12 protein-coding genes are annotated in these 16,911 nt (G+C 66.3%); 9 read left to right on the top strand and 3 right to left on the bottom strand.

Annotated elements, in window-relative coordinates; translation table 11 throughout:
* Nucleotides 1-641 precede the first annotated feature (641 nt).
* The 3 genes from kdsA to SH602x_RS07455 all read left to right on the top strand — a co-directional run bounded on the left by kdsA (nt 642) and on the right by SH602x_RS07455 (nt 4,451).
* On the top strand, nt 642-1,484 hold the full coding sequence (gene kdsA / locus SH602x_RS07465; RefSeq protein WP_479476187.1) for a 3-deoxy-8-phosphooctulonate synthase: 843 nt from the start codon (nt 642-644) through the stop codon (nt 1,482-1,484).
* Nucleotides 1,481-3,454: a tetratricopeptide repeat protein gene (locus tag SH602x_RS07460; RefSeq protein WP_479476186.1), complete on the top strand. Its 1,974-nt coding sequence runs from the start codon at nt 1,481-1,483 to the stop codon at nt 3,452-3,454. The genes kdsA and SH602x_RS07460 overlap by 4 nt, the downstream gene beginning before the upstream one ends.
* A gap of 76 nt (nt 3,455-3,530) precedes the next feature.
* The gene (locus tag SH602x_RS07455) at nt 3,531-4,451 is read left to right on the top strand and encodes an alkaline phosphatase family protein (protein ID WP_479476185.1); all 921 of its coding nucleotides are present in this window, start codon (nt 3,531-3,533) and stop codon (nt 4,449-4,451) included.
* Nucleotides 4,452-4,460: 9 nt separating this feature from the next.
* Here SH602x_RS07455 and SH602x_RS07450 read toward each other — a convergent pair whose 3' ends face one another.
* Both SH602x_RS07450 and SH602x_RS07445 read right to left on the bottom strand, forming a co-directional pair.
* Nucleotides 4,461-6,704, bottom strand: coding sequence for a hypothetical protein (locus SH602x_RS07450; RefSeq protein ID WP_479476184.1), 2,244 nt, complete (start codon nt 6,702-6,704; stop codon nt 4,461-4,463).
* A gap of 112 nt (nt 6,705-6,816) precedes the next feature.
* The gene (locus tag SH602x_RS07445; protein WP_479469177.1) at nt 6,817-7,080 is read right to left on the bottom strand and encodes a hypothetical protein; all 264 of its coding nucleotides are present in this window, start codon (nt 7,078-7,080) and stop codon (nt 6,817-6,819) included.
* Nucleotides 7,081-7,128: 48 nt separating this feature from the next.
* On the opposite strand from SH602x_RS07445, the gene SH602x_RS07440 reads away from it, so the two are divergent.
* Together SH602x_RS07440 and SH602x_RS07435 are read left to right on the top strand one after the other, a co-directional pair.
* Entirely contained in the window at nt 7,129-9,036 is a 1,908-nt protein-coding gene (locus SH602x_RS07440) for a DUF5060 domain-containing protein (protein ID WP_479476183.1), read from the top strand.
* Between the two features lie 68 nt (nt 9,037-9,104).
* Complete coding sequence (locus SH602x_RS07435; RefSeq protein WP_479476182.1) at nt 9,105-10,091, top strand: EamA family transporter; 987 nt, start codon at nt 9,105-9,107, stop codon at nt 10,089-10,091.
* A gap of 140 nt (nt 10,092-10,231) precedes the next feature.
* Here SH602x_RS07435 and SH602x_RS07430 read toward each other — a convergent pair whose 3' ends face one another.
* Nucleotides 10,232-10,426: a hypothetical protein gene (locus SH602x_RS07430; RefSeq protein ID WP_479476181.1), complete on the bottom strand. Its 195-nt coding sequence runs from the start codon at nt 10,424-10,426 to the stop codon at nt 10,232-10,234.
* 785 nt (nt 10,427-11,211) lie between these two features.
* On the opposite strand from SH602x_RS07430, the gene SH602x_RS07425 reads away from it, so the two are divergent.
* From SH602x_RS07425 to SH602x_RS07410, 4 genes are all read left to right on the top strand, one after another.
* Nucleotides 11,212-12,015 (top strand): hypothetical protein, encoded by an 804-nt coding sequence (locus tag SH602x_RS07425; protein ID WP_479476180.1) that lies wholly within the window; start codon nt 11,212-11,214, stop codon nt 12,013-12,015.
* Between the two features lie 577 nt (nt 12,016-12,592).
* The gene (locus tag SH602x_RS07420) at nt 12,593-13,261 is read left to right on the top strand and encodes an FHA domain-containing protein (RefSeq protein ID WP_479476179.1); all 669 of its coding nucleotides are present in this window, start codon (nt 12,593-12,595) and stop codon (nt 13,259-13,261) included.
* A 192-nt stretch (nt 13,262-13,453) separates the two neighbouring features.
* Nucleotides 13,454-15,988 carry a serine/threonine-protein kinase gene (locus tag SH602x_RS07415; RefSeq protein ID WP_479476178.1) on the top strand — a complete coding sequence of 845 codons (2,535 nt, stop codon included), beginning with the start codon at nt 13,454-13,456 and terminating at the stop codon, nt 15,986-15,988.
* Nucleotides 15,989-15,999: 11 nt separating this feature from the next.
* Nucleotides 16,000-16,857 (top strand): hypothetical protein, encoded by an 858-nt coding sequence (locus tag SH602x_RS07410; RefSeq protein ID WP_479476177.1) that lies wholly within the window; start codon nt 16,000-16,002, stop codon nt 16,855-16,857.
* Nucleotides 16,858-16,911: the final 54 nt, after the last annotated feature.

Below are 16,911 nucleotides of genomic sequence, written 5' to 3'. Positions count from 1 at the left end.
GTCTCGCCGTTCGGATGATGACTGGGATCGGACGATCGGCGCCGACCGATCTGGTACCTGGCGGATCAGGGGCACGAACTCCGCCAGATGTTGAGTGTCCGATCCCGCGTCCCCTCTATCTCAAACGGCGTGCCGCAGGGGCGAAGCGCGGGGCCTTTCGCCTCGCGGCGGTCGAACGCCAAGCACAGGACCGCGCGACAGACGAGCTGCCGACGGCGCTCTTCAAGGGCGGCCGGCCGAAACGAAACGTGGCCCTTTGCCCCGCTCTTTCCCGCGGATCCAGCCCGGCCCCGTTGCGGCAAAGAGGAACTGATCCCGTCGGTCGACGCTTCGTCCATCGCCCGTCCTAACTTCCCTAATCGACGCAAGTTTTTTCCGAGTTCCTTGAAGTGCCTGGCGGGATTCGCCGCTTCGACGAATCGTCCGTCTGGATCTTCACGCTGCGAAACGATACGCATGTAGCGCTTCGATACACGCAGGGCGCTGCGACCGTCATCATCGCCAGTTCCGTCAGCCGAAAGGATGTCCCACAGACCTGAGCGCCGCCGCCCGATTGACCGGCCGGACCGGGCCGACCGATGATGCACCGACCCTGCACGATCGCGTTTGGGCGGGGCGGTTCGTTACCGAAGGTGTCCGATTTGTCCGCTCCTCCTGCCGTCGTTCCCGCCGTCGTCGGTCCCTACACGGTCGGACCGGGGCAGCCGCTCCTTCTGATCGCCGGTCCCTGCGTGCTGGAGAGCGAGTCGCTCGCCCTCTCGATCGCCGAGACCCTGGTGCGGGAGACGGCGGGTCTGCCCGTGTCGCTGGTCTTCAAGGCCTCGTTCGACAAGGCCAATCGCACCAGCGGCGCCGCGTTCCGCGGAATGGGCGTCGACAAGGGGCTCGCGCTCCTGGCGAAGATTCGCGACGCGACCGGCCTGCCGGTGACGACCGACGTCCATGAGACGGATCAGGCGACGGCCGCGGGGGAGGTGGTCGATCTGCTGCAGATACCGGCGTTTCTCGCTCGCCAGACGGACCTGCTCGTCGCGGCGGCGAAGACCGGGAAGCCGGTCCACGTGAAGAAGGGCCAGTTCATGGCCCCCTGGGACATGAAGCATGTCGTCGGGAAGCTCCGCGAAGCAGGCGCCTCGGGCGTGCTCCTTTGCGAGCGGGGGACCTTCTTCGGCTACGGGCGGCTGGTGAACGACTTCCGAAGCCTGCCGCAGATGCGGGAGCTGGGCGTGCCGGTCGTGTTCGACGCGACGCACAGCGTCCAGGAACCGGGCGGCCTGGGATCGGCGACGGGCGGGAACCGCGCGATGGCGGAACCGCTCGCGAGGGCGGCGATCGCGGTCGGAGTCGACGGCCTGTTTTTCGAGACCCACCCCGATCCGGACAAGTCGCCGAGCGACGGGCCGAATATGATTCCGCTGGCCGAGTTTCCCCGGCTCCTTCGCCGACTTCTCGCGATCCGCGAGACCGTGGAGTCCCTCGCGTGAAGACGAATTCCCTTTCTCGCTATATACGGACCCTGGCGCCCGTCGCCGCGTTCGCGATCGTCGCTCTTTCGCTGACCGGCTGTCCGCGGGAAGCGAACTTCCGCCAGAACGCCGGTCGCGCTCGCGTTCAGAGCGGCGGAGGCGGCGGCACGAACCTGGCCGGCGTCGAGTCGAAGCTCGAACAGATCGACGAATGGAATCGCGCCGCCGGCAGCGAGAGCATCGTCACCGAACTGAACGAGTGGATCCGCTCGGCCCGTCCGGTCGCGGAATGGGAACCCGATCCGCTGATCGGCGAGTTGCCGGCGGAGTTCCAGAAGCTCGAGCCGATGCGGCACGTCGCAGGCGACGCCTTTCAACCGGGCGACGTGCAGTTCCTGGTCGAGCGCCGGCTGGTCCATGCGACGAGCGACAAGATCGTTGCCGACGGCGTCAGCGTCGGAAGCGACCTGTTCCTGACCGACGGGCCGCTGGCGCGCGAAGAGCGTTCCGTCGCTTCCGGGGGACGGCTGGAACGGACGCCGCTCGAGAAGGCGACGCTGCTGTTCGACTGGACGATCCGCAATATCGTGCTCCAGCCGATGTTGCCCGCTCCGCAGGCGCCGGCGGGCGACCCTTCGGGCTCGGGACTCGCCGTGCTGACCCGCGCGCCCGGTTCGGGATTCACGCTTTCTCTCGATCAGGTTCTCATCCGCGGGCAGGGCGACGCCTGGATGCGGCTGCGCGTTTTCGTCGAGTTGTGCGAACAGCAGGGACTGCGGGCCGTCGCGCTGGGGGCGCCGACCGGCAATCGGGCCGAACCCCAGTCGCCGCGACTGGCGGGCGTTCTGATCGGCGACGAGCTGCGCGTGTTCGACGTGGCTCTCGGCTTCCCCGTCCCCGACGGAGAAGGAGGCATCGCGTCGTTCACGAAACTGAAGGAGGATCCGTCAGTCTGGAAGGGGGCGATCGAGACCGCGTTCGAGGGCGAACCCCGGCCGCGCGAAGCCGCCTTCGTCGACCCGGCCAAGATGGTCGCTTACGTGGCGGCGGATCCTTCGTCGCTCTCGAGGCGGATGGCTGTGCTCGAACAGGAATGGAGCGGCGCGGGTCGCGTCCGCCTGCACGTTCAACCCTCGGCGATCGCCGCGCGGTTGAAAGAGGTCGCCGGCATCGAACGCACGGAGATCTGGAACCAGCCGTTCGAGTCGCTGCTCTTCGAAGCGTCAATCGCGGAGTTCGCGCGGCGAGGCGATCCGGGCGTGCAGGACTACCTCCGCGTGCGTCAGATCTTCTCGCCGCCGACGCCGATCTTTTACGCGCGGAAGCGATACCTCGTCGGGCCGGAGACCGTGAACGGAGAGACCGTGACGGCGATCCAAACGCTGATGGGCTCGTCGCTGACCGAGGCGCAGCTCGACGAGATCGAGACGTCGCGCGAGGTGCAGAAGCTGCTGGGCTACGACCGCGTGCTCGCCCAGATTCCCGATCCGCAGCAGAAGCGAATCTATCTGCAACAGGCTCGCCAGCAGTTCGGCGTGATCAAGAAGCTGGCGCGGTACTACACCGGTTTCGCCCAGTATCAGATCGCCGACTTCGATCAGGCGACGATCTGGTTCGAACGCGCGGCGGAACAGTCGGACGATGGGATCTGGCGGGTCGGGTCGTACTACAACCTGGGACGAAGTCTCGAGGCGCAGGGCCGATATCCCGCAGCCGCGGCGCTCTATCGGCAGGATAAGTCGGTGCAGCGACCGATGTCGACGCTTCGCGCGGCGACGTTGACCGAGCGGGCCGGTCTTGCCGCCGCAGAGGCGCCCGCAGTCGACGCGCCTGCCGAAGAAGCCGCGGGAGACGAACGGCCCGCGCCGGAAAGCGACGAGACGCCGGCGCCTAATTCGGAAGCGCCAGCGCCGACGGATCCAGCGACCGACGAAGCGGCGCCGGCTGACGCGGCGGCGCCGGAAGCGCCTGGGACCGAAGAGTCCTGAGCGGCGATTCATTGCGGGCGAGGCGCGGGCGGCTCATAATCGCCGACGCTGTTTCCCCCGCTTCGGAGATCGCTGCATGAGTCGCTTCGCCGTTTACTTGATCGCGTCGATCCTCTTGGCGGGCGCGCTGCCGCTTCATGCGGACGAAGCGGCTTCGCCGTTCGGGGGCAAGCATGTCCTGGTCGTGGGCATCGACGGGACTCGGCCTGACTGCCTGACGAAGGCGGAGACGCCGAATCTCGATCGGCTGATCGCGGAGGGAGCGGTTTCTTACGACGCCTTCGCGGGCGGCGAACCGACCGGCCCGAAGAATCAGATCACCGTCAGCGGTCCCGGCTGGGCGAGCGTGCTGACCGGCGTGTGGGACGACAAGCACAAGATCGCCGACAACCAGTTCGCCGAGAACGACCTGGCCAGCTTCCCGCACTTCTTCGTTCGGCTGGCGGAGAAGGTTCCCGCCGCGTCGCTGGCGTCGATCGTCGACTGGGCGCCGATTCACGAGAAGATCCTCGACGGCGCCACGTTCTCCCTGACCGCGAAGACCGATCAGGAATGCGCGGACGAAGCCATTCGCCTCCTCCGGGCCAGCGACCCCGACGTCACGTTCCTCTACTTCGGCGACGTCGACCACACGGGCCACGCCAGCGGATTCAGTCCGACGAACCCGGAGTACCTCGGCGCGATCGAGAAGGTCGATGCCCTGCTGGGCAGCGTGCTGGAGACGATCGAGAGCCGACCGAAATTCGCGGAAGAGAACTGGCTCGTGATCGTCACGACCGATCACGGCGGCTTCCAGAAGAGCCACGGCGGCCAGCGACCGATCGAGCGGCAGATCTTCTTCATCGTGAGCGGCGACGCCGCCTCGCGGGGCGAGATCTCTCCCGGCCCCGGTCACATCGCCGTCGCGCCGACGGTCTTTCGCTTCCTCGGGATCGACATCGATCCCGCGTGGGGCTGGGAGAGCGAACCGTTCGGACTGAAGAAGGCGAACGACTAGGTCGCGCGACTACTGATCGCGATAGACCCGGGTGCGGGCTTCTTTCAGGATCGGCGTCGTGACTTCGGCGCTGGCGACTTCGACGCGAACGCGGTGATCGCCTTCGGCGGCGCCGCGAGCGGCAGCCTTGACGAAGATCTCGTCGCCCGGCTCCAGTCGCGAGACGTTGCTGAAGACGACGCGCTGTCCCTCGACGCGATAGCTTCCCGCCTGATCGGGCAGCGGTTGCAGGCCGGGCGGGAAGGTCGCGGCGACGACGACGCCGGTCGCGGCCTTGGCGCCCAGGTTCGTGACGCGGATCTCGTAGAGCGCGTCGGCTCCGACTTCGATCGGATCGTTCGGGTTTTCGATCTGGAAGTCGAGTTCGACCTGGGCCTCGACCACGATCCCCAGTTCGCTTTCGGCCTGAAGTTCCAGCGCGGCGTTCGCTTCGATTCGAAGCTTCTGTTCGCCTTCCTCGATCGGCATGACGGCGACCTGGACGGCGCCCCGTTCCTGCTTCGGCAGTTCGACGAGCGACCAGAAGACGGCGTGACGCTCGGGATCGTACTGACCCTGATTGTTGGCGCCGACGAACTGCATGCCGCGCGGCAGGTAGGCGGCCAGATCGACCTCTTGGGCGGGCGCCGTACCGGCGTTCTGCACGAAGACGTCGTACACGGCTTGACGCTGCAGGTAGCGGCGCGTCGGACCCTTCGCGGCGACCGCCAGTTGCGGCGCGACGACCTCGGTCGTGAGATAGTCCTCCGCTCCCGGAACGCCTTCGGCACGGACGCGAAGAGCGCACCTGGTCGTCCCGGCTTCGGCGGCGACGAGCGTCAGCGGCAGGGTCTTGGTTTCGCCCGGCTGCAGCGCGCCGATCTCGTATTCAAGCTGCGCGCCGGCGGGATGACGGAACTGCGCGGGCAGATCGGCTTCGATCGCGACCGCGGTGGCGGCGCCCGTCCCTTCGTTCGTGACGATCAATTCGCATTCGGCGGGCTGACCGATCAAGACGCTCGGCGGACCGACCACGCGAATCGCGAGCTTGGGCTTGGTGCAGACCGTTCGGGCTGAAGCCTCGGTCGCGAACATCACCGTGGCGACGCTGCCGATTTCACCCTCTTCCATCGGAAGCACTCGCATCGTGATCGTCAGTTCTTCCTGCGGCTTGAGCGAACCGACGTTCCATGTCAGCGTTCCGTCGGCCAGCGCGGCGGGCTGCGGGGAACCCTCGATGAACTTCGTCCCCTTCGGCGTCTGGTCGCGGACCACGACGTTCCGCACTTCCTTGTCCGACGCGTTGAACACCTTCAGTTCGAACGTCGCGGGGATGCCGACCTGAATCTCGGCAGGCGCATTCTTCACGAGCTTGACGTCGGCGCTTTGAATTCCTTCCAGCGACCGGGCGCCCGGAACGCCGCCTGCGGAAGCGGTCGAACCAGGCAGCGGTTCGGCGGAATAGCTCGGGTCGAGGCGACCGGCGGAGGGTCCGGACGTTCCGTAGGCGCTTCCGGCCCCGCTCGCCGAACTCGAAGCGGCGTAAGGATTGGGCGTGCCGTAGTCCGCGACGGCCGCGTTCGACGGCGGTCCGGCGTAGTCGTTGACGACTGATCCTGCGGCGTTCGCGTCGTCCGCATAGGGATCCTGCGGGATCTCCTGCGGAAGCGAGCCGTAGCTTGGCGGCTGCTGCATTCCAGCAAGCGGATTCGCTTCGCCGGCGGATCGGTCGAACGCTTCGTTCAGCGGAGGAAGTCGCGCGGCTCCGCCAGCGCGGAGGCCGTTATCCGTCAGCGCCGATTCCGGCGCCTCTGGTTCCAGCGACGTCGGTTCGCCGGGGTCGAACGAGGGGGCTTCCGGGATGGCCGTGCGGCTCGCCGTACCGTTCGGATCGGGAACGCGATCGGGGTCGAAACTGGGTTGCTGAGCGTCGCCGAATTTCGGCGGGCCGGGCGTCGGGACGAAGTCGTTCGCCCCGGTATCGGGCGGGGAAGGAACGAACCCCGGATCGAACGGTTCGATCGGGGGCGGCAGCGCGGCGGCGCTTCCCTCGGCTTTTTCGGCTTCGAGTTCTTCGTCGTTGCCCCGGATGACCGCGCCGTTGAAGATCTGGCTCCAGAGGGACGCCGTCTCTTCCGGCGACTCGATCGCCGCGTCCCCCTCCAGGGCCGTACCGGGCCACAGGAGCGAGAGGCCTGCGCCGCCTCCGCCTGCGAACAGGCTGAGCGCGATGAAGGCGAGCGTGCGGCGACGAGTGAAGATGCGTTTCAACATGGCGTAGCGTCCCTGCGATCGGCTCGGCGCCCGAGGCGGCGCCTGCGAAATCGGCCGGCCTGATACCTCATCCGGCCAGGACGCCGCAAGGGCGATTCGCTAACTCAGGGACCTATCGCCGGCAGGGATCGATGCCGGTTGGGAGCTCGCAGAGCCCGCAGAAGGGGCACTTCTGCGGGTTTTCCGGCTGGTCCTCGTCTTCGTCGTCGGACCGGTAAGCGATCGTCTGCCGGTAGCCGCAGTCGAGACAGCGAAGTTCCCAGGAGTGGATGGCGAGGTCGCCCTGCTCGAAGCGGTTGTACTTGCAGCGGAGCGCGCACGACTCGCGGTCGGCGTCATGAGGGCATCGATTGCCGGGCGGTTTGGCCGGGATCATAATCTGGCGCCGTCGTTCCCCTCGCCCCTTCTCCGCCGGGACGCAGCTATGTTCCTCACGATCGTCACGGTTGTAGGTCGGGCCCCCGCCGCTCGCAAGGCGACCCGTCGAAAGCGCGTCGGATCCGCTGCGATCGTCGTCGCGTTCATGACGTCGTTCATCGCGGCCGCAGACGCAGCGCCTTCCGCCCGCATTGCGGAGAACGCGAAGGCCTGGGAAGTCGTCACCCTCGACGTCGACGTCGAGCAGATCTATTCGGAAACCGGGGACCCGAACCCGTTCACCGACGTCGTCGCCTGGGCGACGTTCGAATCAGGCGACGAACGGTTCGAAGTTCCCGCCTACTTCGCGGCGGACGGCGATGCAGCGGATAGCGGCGCCGCGGAAGGTTCGATCTGGCGGGCTCACTTCGTTCCGCCGCACGCGGGGAAGTGGACCTGGATGTTCCAAAGTCGCGAGGGCAAAGGCGTCGCCGTCGCGGACGATCCCCTGGCAGGCAACCCCGGCGCGGCAAGCCTGGCCGGCACCTTCGAAGTGGCCGAGAACCCGAACCCGCGCGGCCTGATCCAGTACGTCGGCGACCGGTACTTTCGCGACGCGGCGACGGGAGAAGCGTGGCTCAAAGCGGGCGCCGACAGTCCGGAGAACTTTCTCGCCTACGCCGACTTCGACGGGATGCAGGAGGGAGCGAAGTCACGGCGGAAGAACGCTCGCGCTCTCGAACTGCATCGCTACGAGCCGCATGTCGCGGACTTTCGCGACGGAGACCCGACCTGGGGCGAGGGCAGGGGACGCGGCATGATCGGCGCGCTGAATTACCTAGCGTCGCAGGGCGTGAACTCGGTCTATTTCCTGACGAACAACCTCTACGGCGACGGCGACGATGTCTTTCCGTACGTCGATCGCAAGAGCCGCGATCGGTTCGACTGCTCCCGACTCGCCCAGTGGGAACGCGTCTTCGAGCATATGGATCGCCTCGGCATCTCGCTGCACGTGATCCTGAGCGAGACCGAAAACCAGGGCATGTTCGAGCACGAGACGGGCGACGGGGAGTTCCCCTGGACGCGGAAGCTCTACTACCGGGAGATGGTCGCCCGGTTCGCCCATCACCGCGGCGTCGTTTGGAATCTGGGCGAAGAGAACGGCGCGCACAAGCGTGACGAATCCCCCGGCGAAGGGGTCGGACGCCGCACGACCGACGCGCAGCGCACGGCCTGGGGCGCCTACCTGAAGCTGGTCGACCCGTGGGATCGGCCCGTCGTCGTCCACACCTACCCGGGCATGTACGACGCGGTCTACGAACCGCTCCTGGGGAGCGAAAGCCTCGACGGCGCCTCCCTGCAGATCGGCAACGTGAAGCAGGTCCACGCCGAGACGAAGAAGTGGATCGAGCGCTCCGCCGAGGCGGGTCGGCAGTGGGTCGTGAACCTGGACGAGATCGGTCCGGCGGACACGGGCGTCGCTCCGGATGCCGTCGACCCCGCACATAATGCGGTCCGCCGGGAAGCGCTCTGGGGAAATCTGCTGGCCGGAGGCGGCGGCGTGGAGTGGTACTTCGGCTACAAGCACGCGCACCACGACCTGAACCTGGAGGACTTCCGCAGTCGCGAAGCCATGTGGCGTCAGACCGCTGCCTCGCTGAAGATCCTGCGACAGGTTCCCTTCGATACGATGGCGTCGCACGACGAACTCGTCACGACGAAGAATGCCTGGTGCCTGGCGGATCCCGGAACGGCGTATCTCGTCTACGTCCGCGAGGGAGAGCGGGCGACGGTGCACCTGCCGGCTGGGCTCTATCGCGTTACCGCGTATGATCCGATGACCGGCGAGGAAGTCGCAGGCGAATCGCGCGACGCGATCGTCAGGCCCCGAGCGACGGGTCCGGAGGACGCCTGGGAGTCGTTCGAGGCCGAAGAGCAGGACCGGGCGTTCTCGGTCGTTCGAAAACACGAGTAGTCCGGAGCAGACAGGCGTTGGCATCTACGGAAGCTTCACCGGCGACGACGGAGGCCCCTCCGCGCGCGATGTCGCTTTCCGCCCGCGACCCGGTCCTGTTCGCGATGCTGCTGGGCCTGACCGCGTCGCTCATCTACACCGCGTCGAATTCCTGCCTGCGGGCCTGTGCGGACCTCGATCCGCTCTTCGTCTCCTGGGTCAAGGCGCTGCCGCTGGTCGCGATCTACCTCCCCTGGTGGTGCCTGCGGGTCCGCCGCGGGACGGATCGCGTTCCGTCGCTGCGGGCGATCGGCGTGCTGGTGATCGCGGGCATGATCGGACAACTGGGCGGCAACGTCCTGTTCCAGTGGTCGCTGGGGGTCGTCGGTCTGGCGCTGTCGGTGGCGGTCTGTCTCGCGTCGATGACCGTTTCTGCCGCGGTTCTCGGGAAAATCTTCCTCGGAGAAAGCGTTTCGCCCCGCACGCGAATCGCACTCGTCGTCATTGTGACGGCGGTAGGCGTCCTCTTTCTGGGGGCGCGCGCGGCGCCGCTCGCGGTCGGAACCTACGCGGCCCAAGAGGCGCTTCATCCCTGGTTCTGGGCTGCCGCGGGGACGGGCGCCGCCTTCGCGGCAGGGATCGCCTACACCGTGCTGGGTACGCTGATCCGCAAAGGGGTGACTGGGGAAACTTCCGTGATCGGAACCCTCTGGGTGACGGGCCTGACCGGGGCGATCGTCCTGGGCATCGGCGCTTCGCTGCGCGTTACGCCGGCCGATATCGCATCGATCGAGCCGTCGAAGTGGCTGTGGTTGCTCCTCGCCGGCCTGTTCAACGCCGTCGCGTTCTTCGCGCTGATCCGGTCGCTGCAGCTGGCGCCGGTCGTCATCGTGAACGCGGTCAACGCATCGCAAAGCGCCTCTGCCGCTGTGGCAGGCGTGATTCTGTTCGCCGAGCCGCTGACGCCGTATCTGTTCGCCGGCATCGGACTAACGGCTGTCGGGTTCCTGATGCTTCGTCCGCCCGGAAAGCCGCCGAAACGGCAGGACGAGGCCGCGAACGCGATCGCGCCCTGACTTCACCGCATGCCGAGCGAGGCCAGGCCCGGTCGCCGACAGGTGCACGAAAAAAGCGAGCGACGACCTGAGTCATCGCTCGCTTGAAATCGGTAATCGCGACCGCCCTGGCGGTTCGCTGGCTGCGTAGAACGGATCGACTACCGGCGAACCTTCGCCGCGTTGGCGGTCGTCCAGTCGGCGTACAGCGTCTGGAGGCGATTCAGCTCGGCCTCGAACTCGGCGTCCAGTTCGAGGAAAGCCTGCGTTTCCAGAGCGGATTCCGGCAGGAACCCGTCCGGTCGCAGGAAAGCGCCGTAATCGAACAGGGGGTTCGAAGGAGCGGGAGCGTTCATCGTTCTATCCTCTGCTCGATGTGAGCGTGACTGTCAGGCGATCGTTTCAAGAGCAAAGGGTGCGCCACAGTCGTCGAGAGCCTCGATTTTGTGCCGTTGACGCGTTTTCCCTCGCTTCTGTCCGCAGGGCCGCCAAAATCGGCGACGGCGTGTCGTAAAAAAGCAGCATGCGGTGTCGCGAAAACGCGCGGTGTCGTTAACTGCGTGCTAGCGCTGGCATCTGTGCGATCGGAATCTGGACGTTTCGCGGCCAACCGATCCTCAGATCGCCGGCTGGCGTCCTCTCCTCATTAGATTCGGACACTACGCAAAAGGTTCTCCCCTAATCGTCGATTTAGCGCCGAATTGTTCGTCTTTCCGCCAGTCTCACTCGAATAACCGCTATCGACAAGCCGGGCTAACGAAACGCGTTTGTCGGGACTGTTTCCCATGCCGTCACAGAGCCCCGAGCTTCCGCTGCGGTTCGCGGATTCTCAAGATCCGCGAAGTCGCGACTCGCTTGCGGGGTCCTGCCTCCTAGGATGCTTCGGCGTCATGCGTCGTTCCTTGCTTCGACTCGCCTGGCGGCAGCGGCGAACTTGCCCGGCGGCAGCGGCGACTTGAGCCTTCGCGGCGAGAATTGAAAAAAAGCTCTAAGTTCCGAAAATAAAGGGACGACGGGCGCGAATAACGAGGTGTAAAACCAAGGCGTCGTCCCGGCGGCGCCGAACTCGAACCAGGGGCTCGCGACGACCGGAACGTATCGGACGCGGCGACAGCGACAACTCTCGAAGGAGGCTAGGGGAATGAAACGAATTGCGATCATCGGAGGCGGAGTCGCGCTGCTCGCCGGACTGCTGGCGCTCGGCGGCACGACCTCGTCCTATGTGAAGACCGCCTGGCGACAGGCGACCGAGCAGCTCAGCGAGCTCGAATCGACCGAGTTCATGATCGAGCGTCTGCAGACGACGATCGAAGATCTCGACCCGGCGATCCACACGGTCGAGCACCAGATCGCCAAGGAAGAGGTGCAGGTCGAAGGGCTTCAGGATCGGCTGGCGAACGTCGACGACCGGCTGACCAAGGCCCGGACCGACATCATGCGCCTGACCGAGGACCTGAAGACCAGCGACGAAGTCTTCGTCTACGTGGGCAAGAGCTACGCTCGCGCTCAGGTCGAAGAGGATTTGGAACGACGCTTCGAACTCTTCAAGAGCCAGGAAACGACCGCGGAACAGCTTCGCGAAATCGTCAAGGCTCGCGAGACGAGCGTCGAAGCAGCGCGGAAGAAGCTCGGCGCCATGGAGACCCAGAAGAAGCAGCTCGAAGTCGACCTGGAGCAGGTCAAGGCTCGGCTGGAAACCCTGAAGGCCAAGCAGAGCGCGACCGAGATCGCCGTCGACGACAGCGCTCTCTCCCGTGCGAAGGAACTTCGCGACCAGATCGAGGCCCGCCTCCGTCTGGGCGAGAAGATGGTCGAGGCCGAATCCAAGATCGAGGGCGAGATCCAGCTCGACGAACCGGCGCCCGCGGGCGACATCGTCGAACAGGTGACCCGTCACTTCGACAAGAGCGCTCCGGCCGACGGAGTCGTGATTCAGCTCGATTGACCGAGTTCGGTCCTCGCGGGTTGACGGTAGCACAGAGAATCCGCAGCGAAGCCCGGAAACGATTCCGGGCTTTTTTCGTTTTTCTGCCCGATCCTGCGCGCCGGAACCGACCGACGGCGCGTCTAGAAGACGAACGGGTTAGGAAGCGCGGGGCGAAACGCGACAGGCGTTACACGTCCCGACCCAATATTCGTCGTCGTTCGCCGAACTACGGGGAAGAATGCCCCGACGCCATGTCATCGATAGAAACGCCGCCGAGCGTTTGCAAGCGGCGGCTGACTCTCCTACCCTGAAGGGGATCGGGCTGAACGTGCGGGAACCGGTCGGTCCTTCGGCCTGGTCTCCTTCCCGACCCCATCCCGCAAGGCTGCGTGGACCGATGAAGCCGATGCGCGATGCCGCTTCGAACGACCGATTCGTCGTCGGAAGATTCTCCGCGGACGATCGTTTCGTGCGTTCGGCGGAGATTGCCGGCGCTCCTCGGCTGACGCCGAATTCGACTTTGACCTGCGCGTTCGTTCGCGGCGGATCGACGGAACGATCGGTGCAAGATCCTCTTCGCTCGCGAATACGAACCGTGGACGATTCTTCCGCGACCGACCCGGCTGCCGGAGAGTCTGTCCCGCCGCGCCGGCTGGAACGATTCCTCCTCTGGATCGACGCCGTGGGGGGCTACTTCGTCACGACGCGGAACGAGGCCATCCTGGGTCAGGCTCACGGATCGACGGGCATCGACTACCCGATTCAGGCCGACCTGAGACCTCGTCACGCTCGCATCTTTCGGCGCGACGGCGACTGGTTCGTCGAGCCGGTTCAGAACGCGTCGGGACCGGCGCCGATCTTCGTCGAAGGGCGGAAGATCGATGCGCCGGTGCATCTCGGCGACGGCGACGAACTGTTGCTGGGCGAGTCGACTCTCCTTCGATTCCGACAACCGCATCCCTACAGCGCTTCGGCCACGGTGGAGATCGTCAGCCGGCATCGCACGTCGCCGCACACCGACGGGCTGTTGCTGCTGGCGGAGACGGCGGTCCTGGGACCTGACTGGAATTCGCACATCGTCTGTCGTCGCTTCGCGGACAAGCTGGTGTTGATCGCGCGGGGAGGTTCCCTTCGACTGCGCGGTAGCGGTCCGATCTATCGCGATCGGCAGCGCTTCGAAGACGTATGCGAACTGAACGGCGACTGCCGGGTCACCGGCGAAGGTTTCTCGATGAGCCTGGAGACTTGCGATCCGCGAAGCTGATCGCAGAGAGGAGAGCGGAGAAAGTGGAAAGTAGAGAAAGCGGACGGACGGCTCTCCTCGGTCTACTTTCTACTCTCCACTTTCTTTCCTGCGGGGGCAAAGTCGGGAGACCCGCGCCCATCGCGAACCAGCGGGACGACTGAGACCCTTCATTTCGACTTTCTTCGCAACTTTCTTCTTCTGGAGCCCTCCATGACCGACCCGGCGTTCGACGACCGCCGCGCCGTGCCGGACAGGGGCTCCGTTCCGGGAAGGGCGTTGCCGTCCCGGCCCGCACAGGTCGCGATCAGCGACTCTGATTACGTCGTCCCCCTTCCGCGTGCGCGGCGGCCGGACGAGTCGCCGGGCGCGGTTCCTTCCCCGACGCCGCTTCCGACGTCGCGCGGCTGCTACTTCGGCTATCCGTCGGGTTCGGCGCCGCTCGACGGTTATACGATCAAACGGGGCATCGGCGTCGGCGGCTTCGGCGAGGTCTACTTCGCCGTCAGCGAAGCGGGGAAGGAGGTCGCGCTCAAGCGGATCCTGCGCAACGTCGACATCGAACTTCGCGGCGTGAAGCAGTGCTTGAATCTCAAGCACGTCCATCTCGTTTCGCTGTTCGATATCCGCCAGGACCAGCATGGCCAGACCTGGGTCGTCATGGAGCATGTCGCGGGCGAGTGCCTGAAGGACAAGCTCGACCGCAATCCGCACGGTCTGCCGCAGGACGAGGTCGATTTCTGGGCGCTCGGCATCGGTCTCGGCACGGCCTACCTGCATGACCGCGGCATCGTCCATCGCGACCTGAAGCCGGGGAACATCTTCCTCGACGAAGGGGTCGTGAAGATCGGCGACTATGGCCTGTCGAAGTTCATCGCCCGGTCGCAGCGCGTGGACCAGACGCAGAGCGTCGGCACGTTCCACTACATGGCGCCCGAAATCGCCAAGGGAGAATACGGTCGCGAGGTCGACATCTACGCCCTGGGCGTGATGCTGTTCGAGATGACGACCGGCACGCTGCCGTTCCTAGGCGAGACGAGTCAGGAGATCGCGCTCAAGCACATGACCGCGACGGCGGACCTGTCGCCGGTGCCGGACCGTTATCGCCCGACGGTCGAGCGGTGCCTGCGAAAGGATCCTGCCGAGCGCTTCGGTCGCGTCGAAGAACTGCTCGATTCGCTCGGTCTCCCCAGCGGACCGGGGGTCGCGGCCTTTTCGTGGATCCGGCGTCGCGATACGGACGAATCGGACGATCGTCCGACCGATCGCGGTCAGGGCTCGGCGCTCGCCGACGCGGCGCGCGACGAACCGTTCGTTCGCGCTACCAGTCGCGTCGCGGAGGTCTTTCGGGAAGTCGACGACGGCATCGCCCTGGGCGACGTGCATGAAGCGTCGGAGAAACCGGCCGCCGGTCTCGTGGCGCCGGGCAAGGATCACCGTCCGGGCAACCCGTTTCGCGACGGATGGTCGTCGCTCGGCGAGATTCCCCAGCCGACTTCGCAGGCGGGAAAGAGCCTCGCGAAGGCGGGTCAGGGCGCGCTCGCGCCGGCATCGCTGGTCATCGAACGGCACGATCCGCAGGAGCCGATCGCCGCTGCCGTGCGCAAGCAATGGCGCCGCCTGGCGGACTGGTGGATCAGTTCGCGAATGAGCGCGCCGGCGAAGGTGCTGCTCCTGATCGCGGCCGTCACGGTGGTCCTGCTGAATTCGCAGTGGCTCGTGCCGCTGCTGGTTTGCGTCGGCATCGTCTACTTCCCCTATTACGCCGGCCGAGCGGTCTGGCTCGCCGTCAGCGGCAACTACGATCGCCTGGACGTTCGCGAGTCGGACGCGTCGGAGCCGCCGATCGACGAAGGCTTCTCCGTCATCGGGGTCGACGCGCCCGCCGGTTCGCCGGCGAGTCTCCGCCGATCGTCGCGGCCTGCCGACGGCAAGGGCGGGGCGAAGGGCGTTACGCAAAAGCCGGCTGGAAAGAAGGAAGCGGCCAGGAGTCTCGGCTCCTGGGCGCTCGTTTCGCTCGGGTTCTCGGCGCTGCCGCAGTCGCGATACGTTCGCCAGCATCTGGATCGGCTTCCGGCCAGCGCGCGCGTGTCCGAACTGTTCGCTTCGCTGATCATGGCCTCGGCGGTCGTCGCCGCGCTCAGTCTGCTGGCGCTCGCCCTGGGGGGCAGGGCGACGATTCGCGACGTCGATACCGCCGCGTTCTATCTCTGGCTGACCATCACGGCGGGCTTCGCCTCCTGGGCGCTCGTCGCGCTCGGCAAGCTCTGGGAAACGCGCCCGGAGGAACCGATGGTCCGCCGGATCGCCTCGGCGCTCATCGGTACGGCGACGGGAGCGGTCTCCTTCGCGACGGCGATGTATCTGGACGTCCCGCTGACCGACGAACTGCGCACCGCGCTCGCGCCGACCCTGCTCGGCGAAACGACGCCTGGCGTGGGGGCGAGCGCGTTCGGGATCTCTTCGTTTCTGGCCTTCTTCTGCGGAGCGTTCCTGGTTCCCCACTGGTGGCGCCAGGTCGATCCGCAAAGGAAGACGCGGCTCGCGCTGATGTCGGTCGTCGGATGCGTCCTGTGGACCGCGCTGCTGCACCTGCTCGTTCCGTTCGCTCAGCCGTGGGGACTGCTCGCGGTCGGCATCGTCGCGATCGCGGTGCAACTCGCCGCTCCCTGGATCAGCCCCGCCGCGCGAACGCGGATCCGGGCCAAGGCGAAGACCGCCGTGCTGCGTCGACACCCGACGGTCTAAGGGAGAGACCGATGTCGCGAAGGAATCGCCGGTCTCGCGCCGGAACCGCTACGAGCCTGGTCATCGTCCTGTCGCTGTTGATGGGCTTGGGCGTCGATCCGTTCGTATCGACAGCGCGGGCGCAGCAGCCGGCCAGCGAGCCCGTCGACGGCCCCTCCGCCGACGACGACCAGCAGACGCTGCACGATCCGGCGTCGCTCGAACCGAACGATGCCAAGCCGCCGGTCGCTGCCGACTCCGATCCTGTCCCTGAATCTGCCTCTGAGTCTGGATCCGACGTTGCGGAAGCAGCTCCGCCGGCAGAGCCCGCCGCGAAGCGCAACCTGCTCGAAGAGAAGCTCGCCGAAGGGGAGGGCAAGGAGGTCGGCCCGATCGCGTTCGACAGCGACGAAGGCTCCTTCGTGCTGGTGACGACGAAGCCCCATTTCACGCGGCTCCAGGCGAAGAACGAACTCGATCGGCTCATGCTCGCCGCGGCGGACGAGCGCTATCAGGCGGCCGTGCATTCGCCGCGGGTGACGTTCTGGTTCCCGCTCGATCTGGCCTACGTCCGGAGCGAACTGCTCCTGACCGACGGCGAACAGTTTCGCCGGGATTCCGAAGGGATGTACGTCGGGCATGCGCTGATCGCGTTCGACCAGGCGTTCGAGCGGCGCCTGCGTGCCGTGAGAGTCGCCAGCCGCTCGATGCAGATCGTCGCCGCGGGCGGAACGGCGATCGCCCTGCTGATCGTGGCGTTCGCGTTTCTGCGCCTCGATCGGGCGACCCGCGGACTCTACACGGGCCGCCTGCAGACCTGGGCCGTCGTCGCCTGTGCGATCGTCGCCTGCGTCACCGGCTTCGTCGCCTATTGGATCCCCTGGATCTGACGCCTCCGGCTGCATCTCGCCAGCGAGCGGAGAGCCCTCCGCGGGTCGACGCCC

It is taken from the genome of Lignipirellula cremea (assembly GCF_056501455.1).
The sequence above is the reverse complement of the archived record's forward strand: the minus strand, read 5'-3'. Positions and strand labels throughout refer to the sequence as shown.

Bases quoted from the DNA above. Each gene is read 5' to 3' on its own strand.
- SH602x_RS07455 (WP_479476185.1), top strand. From the start codon at position 3,531: ATGAGTCGCTTCGCCGTTTACTTGATCGCGTCGATCCTCTTGGCGGGC.
- SH602x_RS07450 (WP_479476184.1), bottom strand. From the start codon at position 6,704: ATGTTGAAACGCATCTTCACTCGTCGCCGCACGCTCGCCTTCATCGCG.
- SH602x_RS07445 (WP_479469177.1), bottom strand. From the start codon at position 7,080: ATGATCCCGGCCAAACCGCCCGGCAATCGATGCCCTCATGACGCCGAC.
- SH602x_RS07440 (WP_479476183.1), top strand. From the start codon at position 7,129: ATGTTCCTCACGATCGTCACGGTTGTAGGTCGGGCCCCCGCCGCTCGC.
- SH602x_RS07435 (WP_479476182.1), top strand. From the start codon at position 9,105: ATGTCGCTTTCCGCCCGCGACCCGGTCCTGTTCGCGATGCTGCTGGGC.
- SH602x_RS07430 (WP_479476181.1), bottom strand. From the start codon at position 10,426: ATGAACGCTCCCGCTCCTTCGAACCCCCTGTTCGATTACGGCGCTTTC.
- SH602x_RS07425 (WP_479476180.1), top strand. From the start codon at position 11,212: ATGAAACGAATTGCGATCATCGGAGGCGGAGTCGCGCTGCTCGCCGGA.
- SH602x_RS07415 (WP_479476178.1), top strand. From the start codon at position 13,454: ATGACCGACCCGGCGTTCGACGACCGCCGCGCCGTGCCGGACAGGGGC.
- SH602x_RS07410 (WP_479476177.1), top strand. From the start codon at position 16,000: ATGTCGCGAAGGAATCGCCGGTCTCGCGCCGGAACCGCTACGAGCCTG.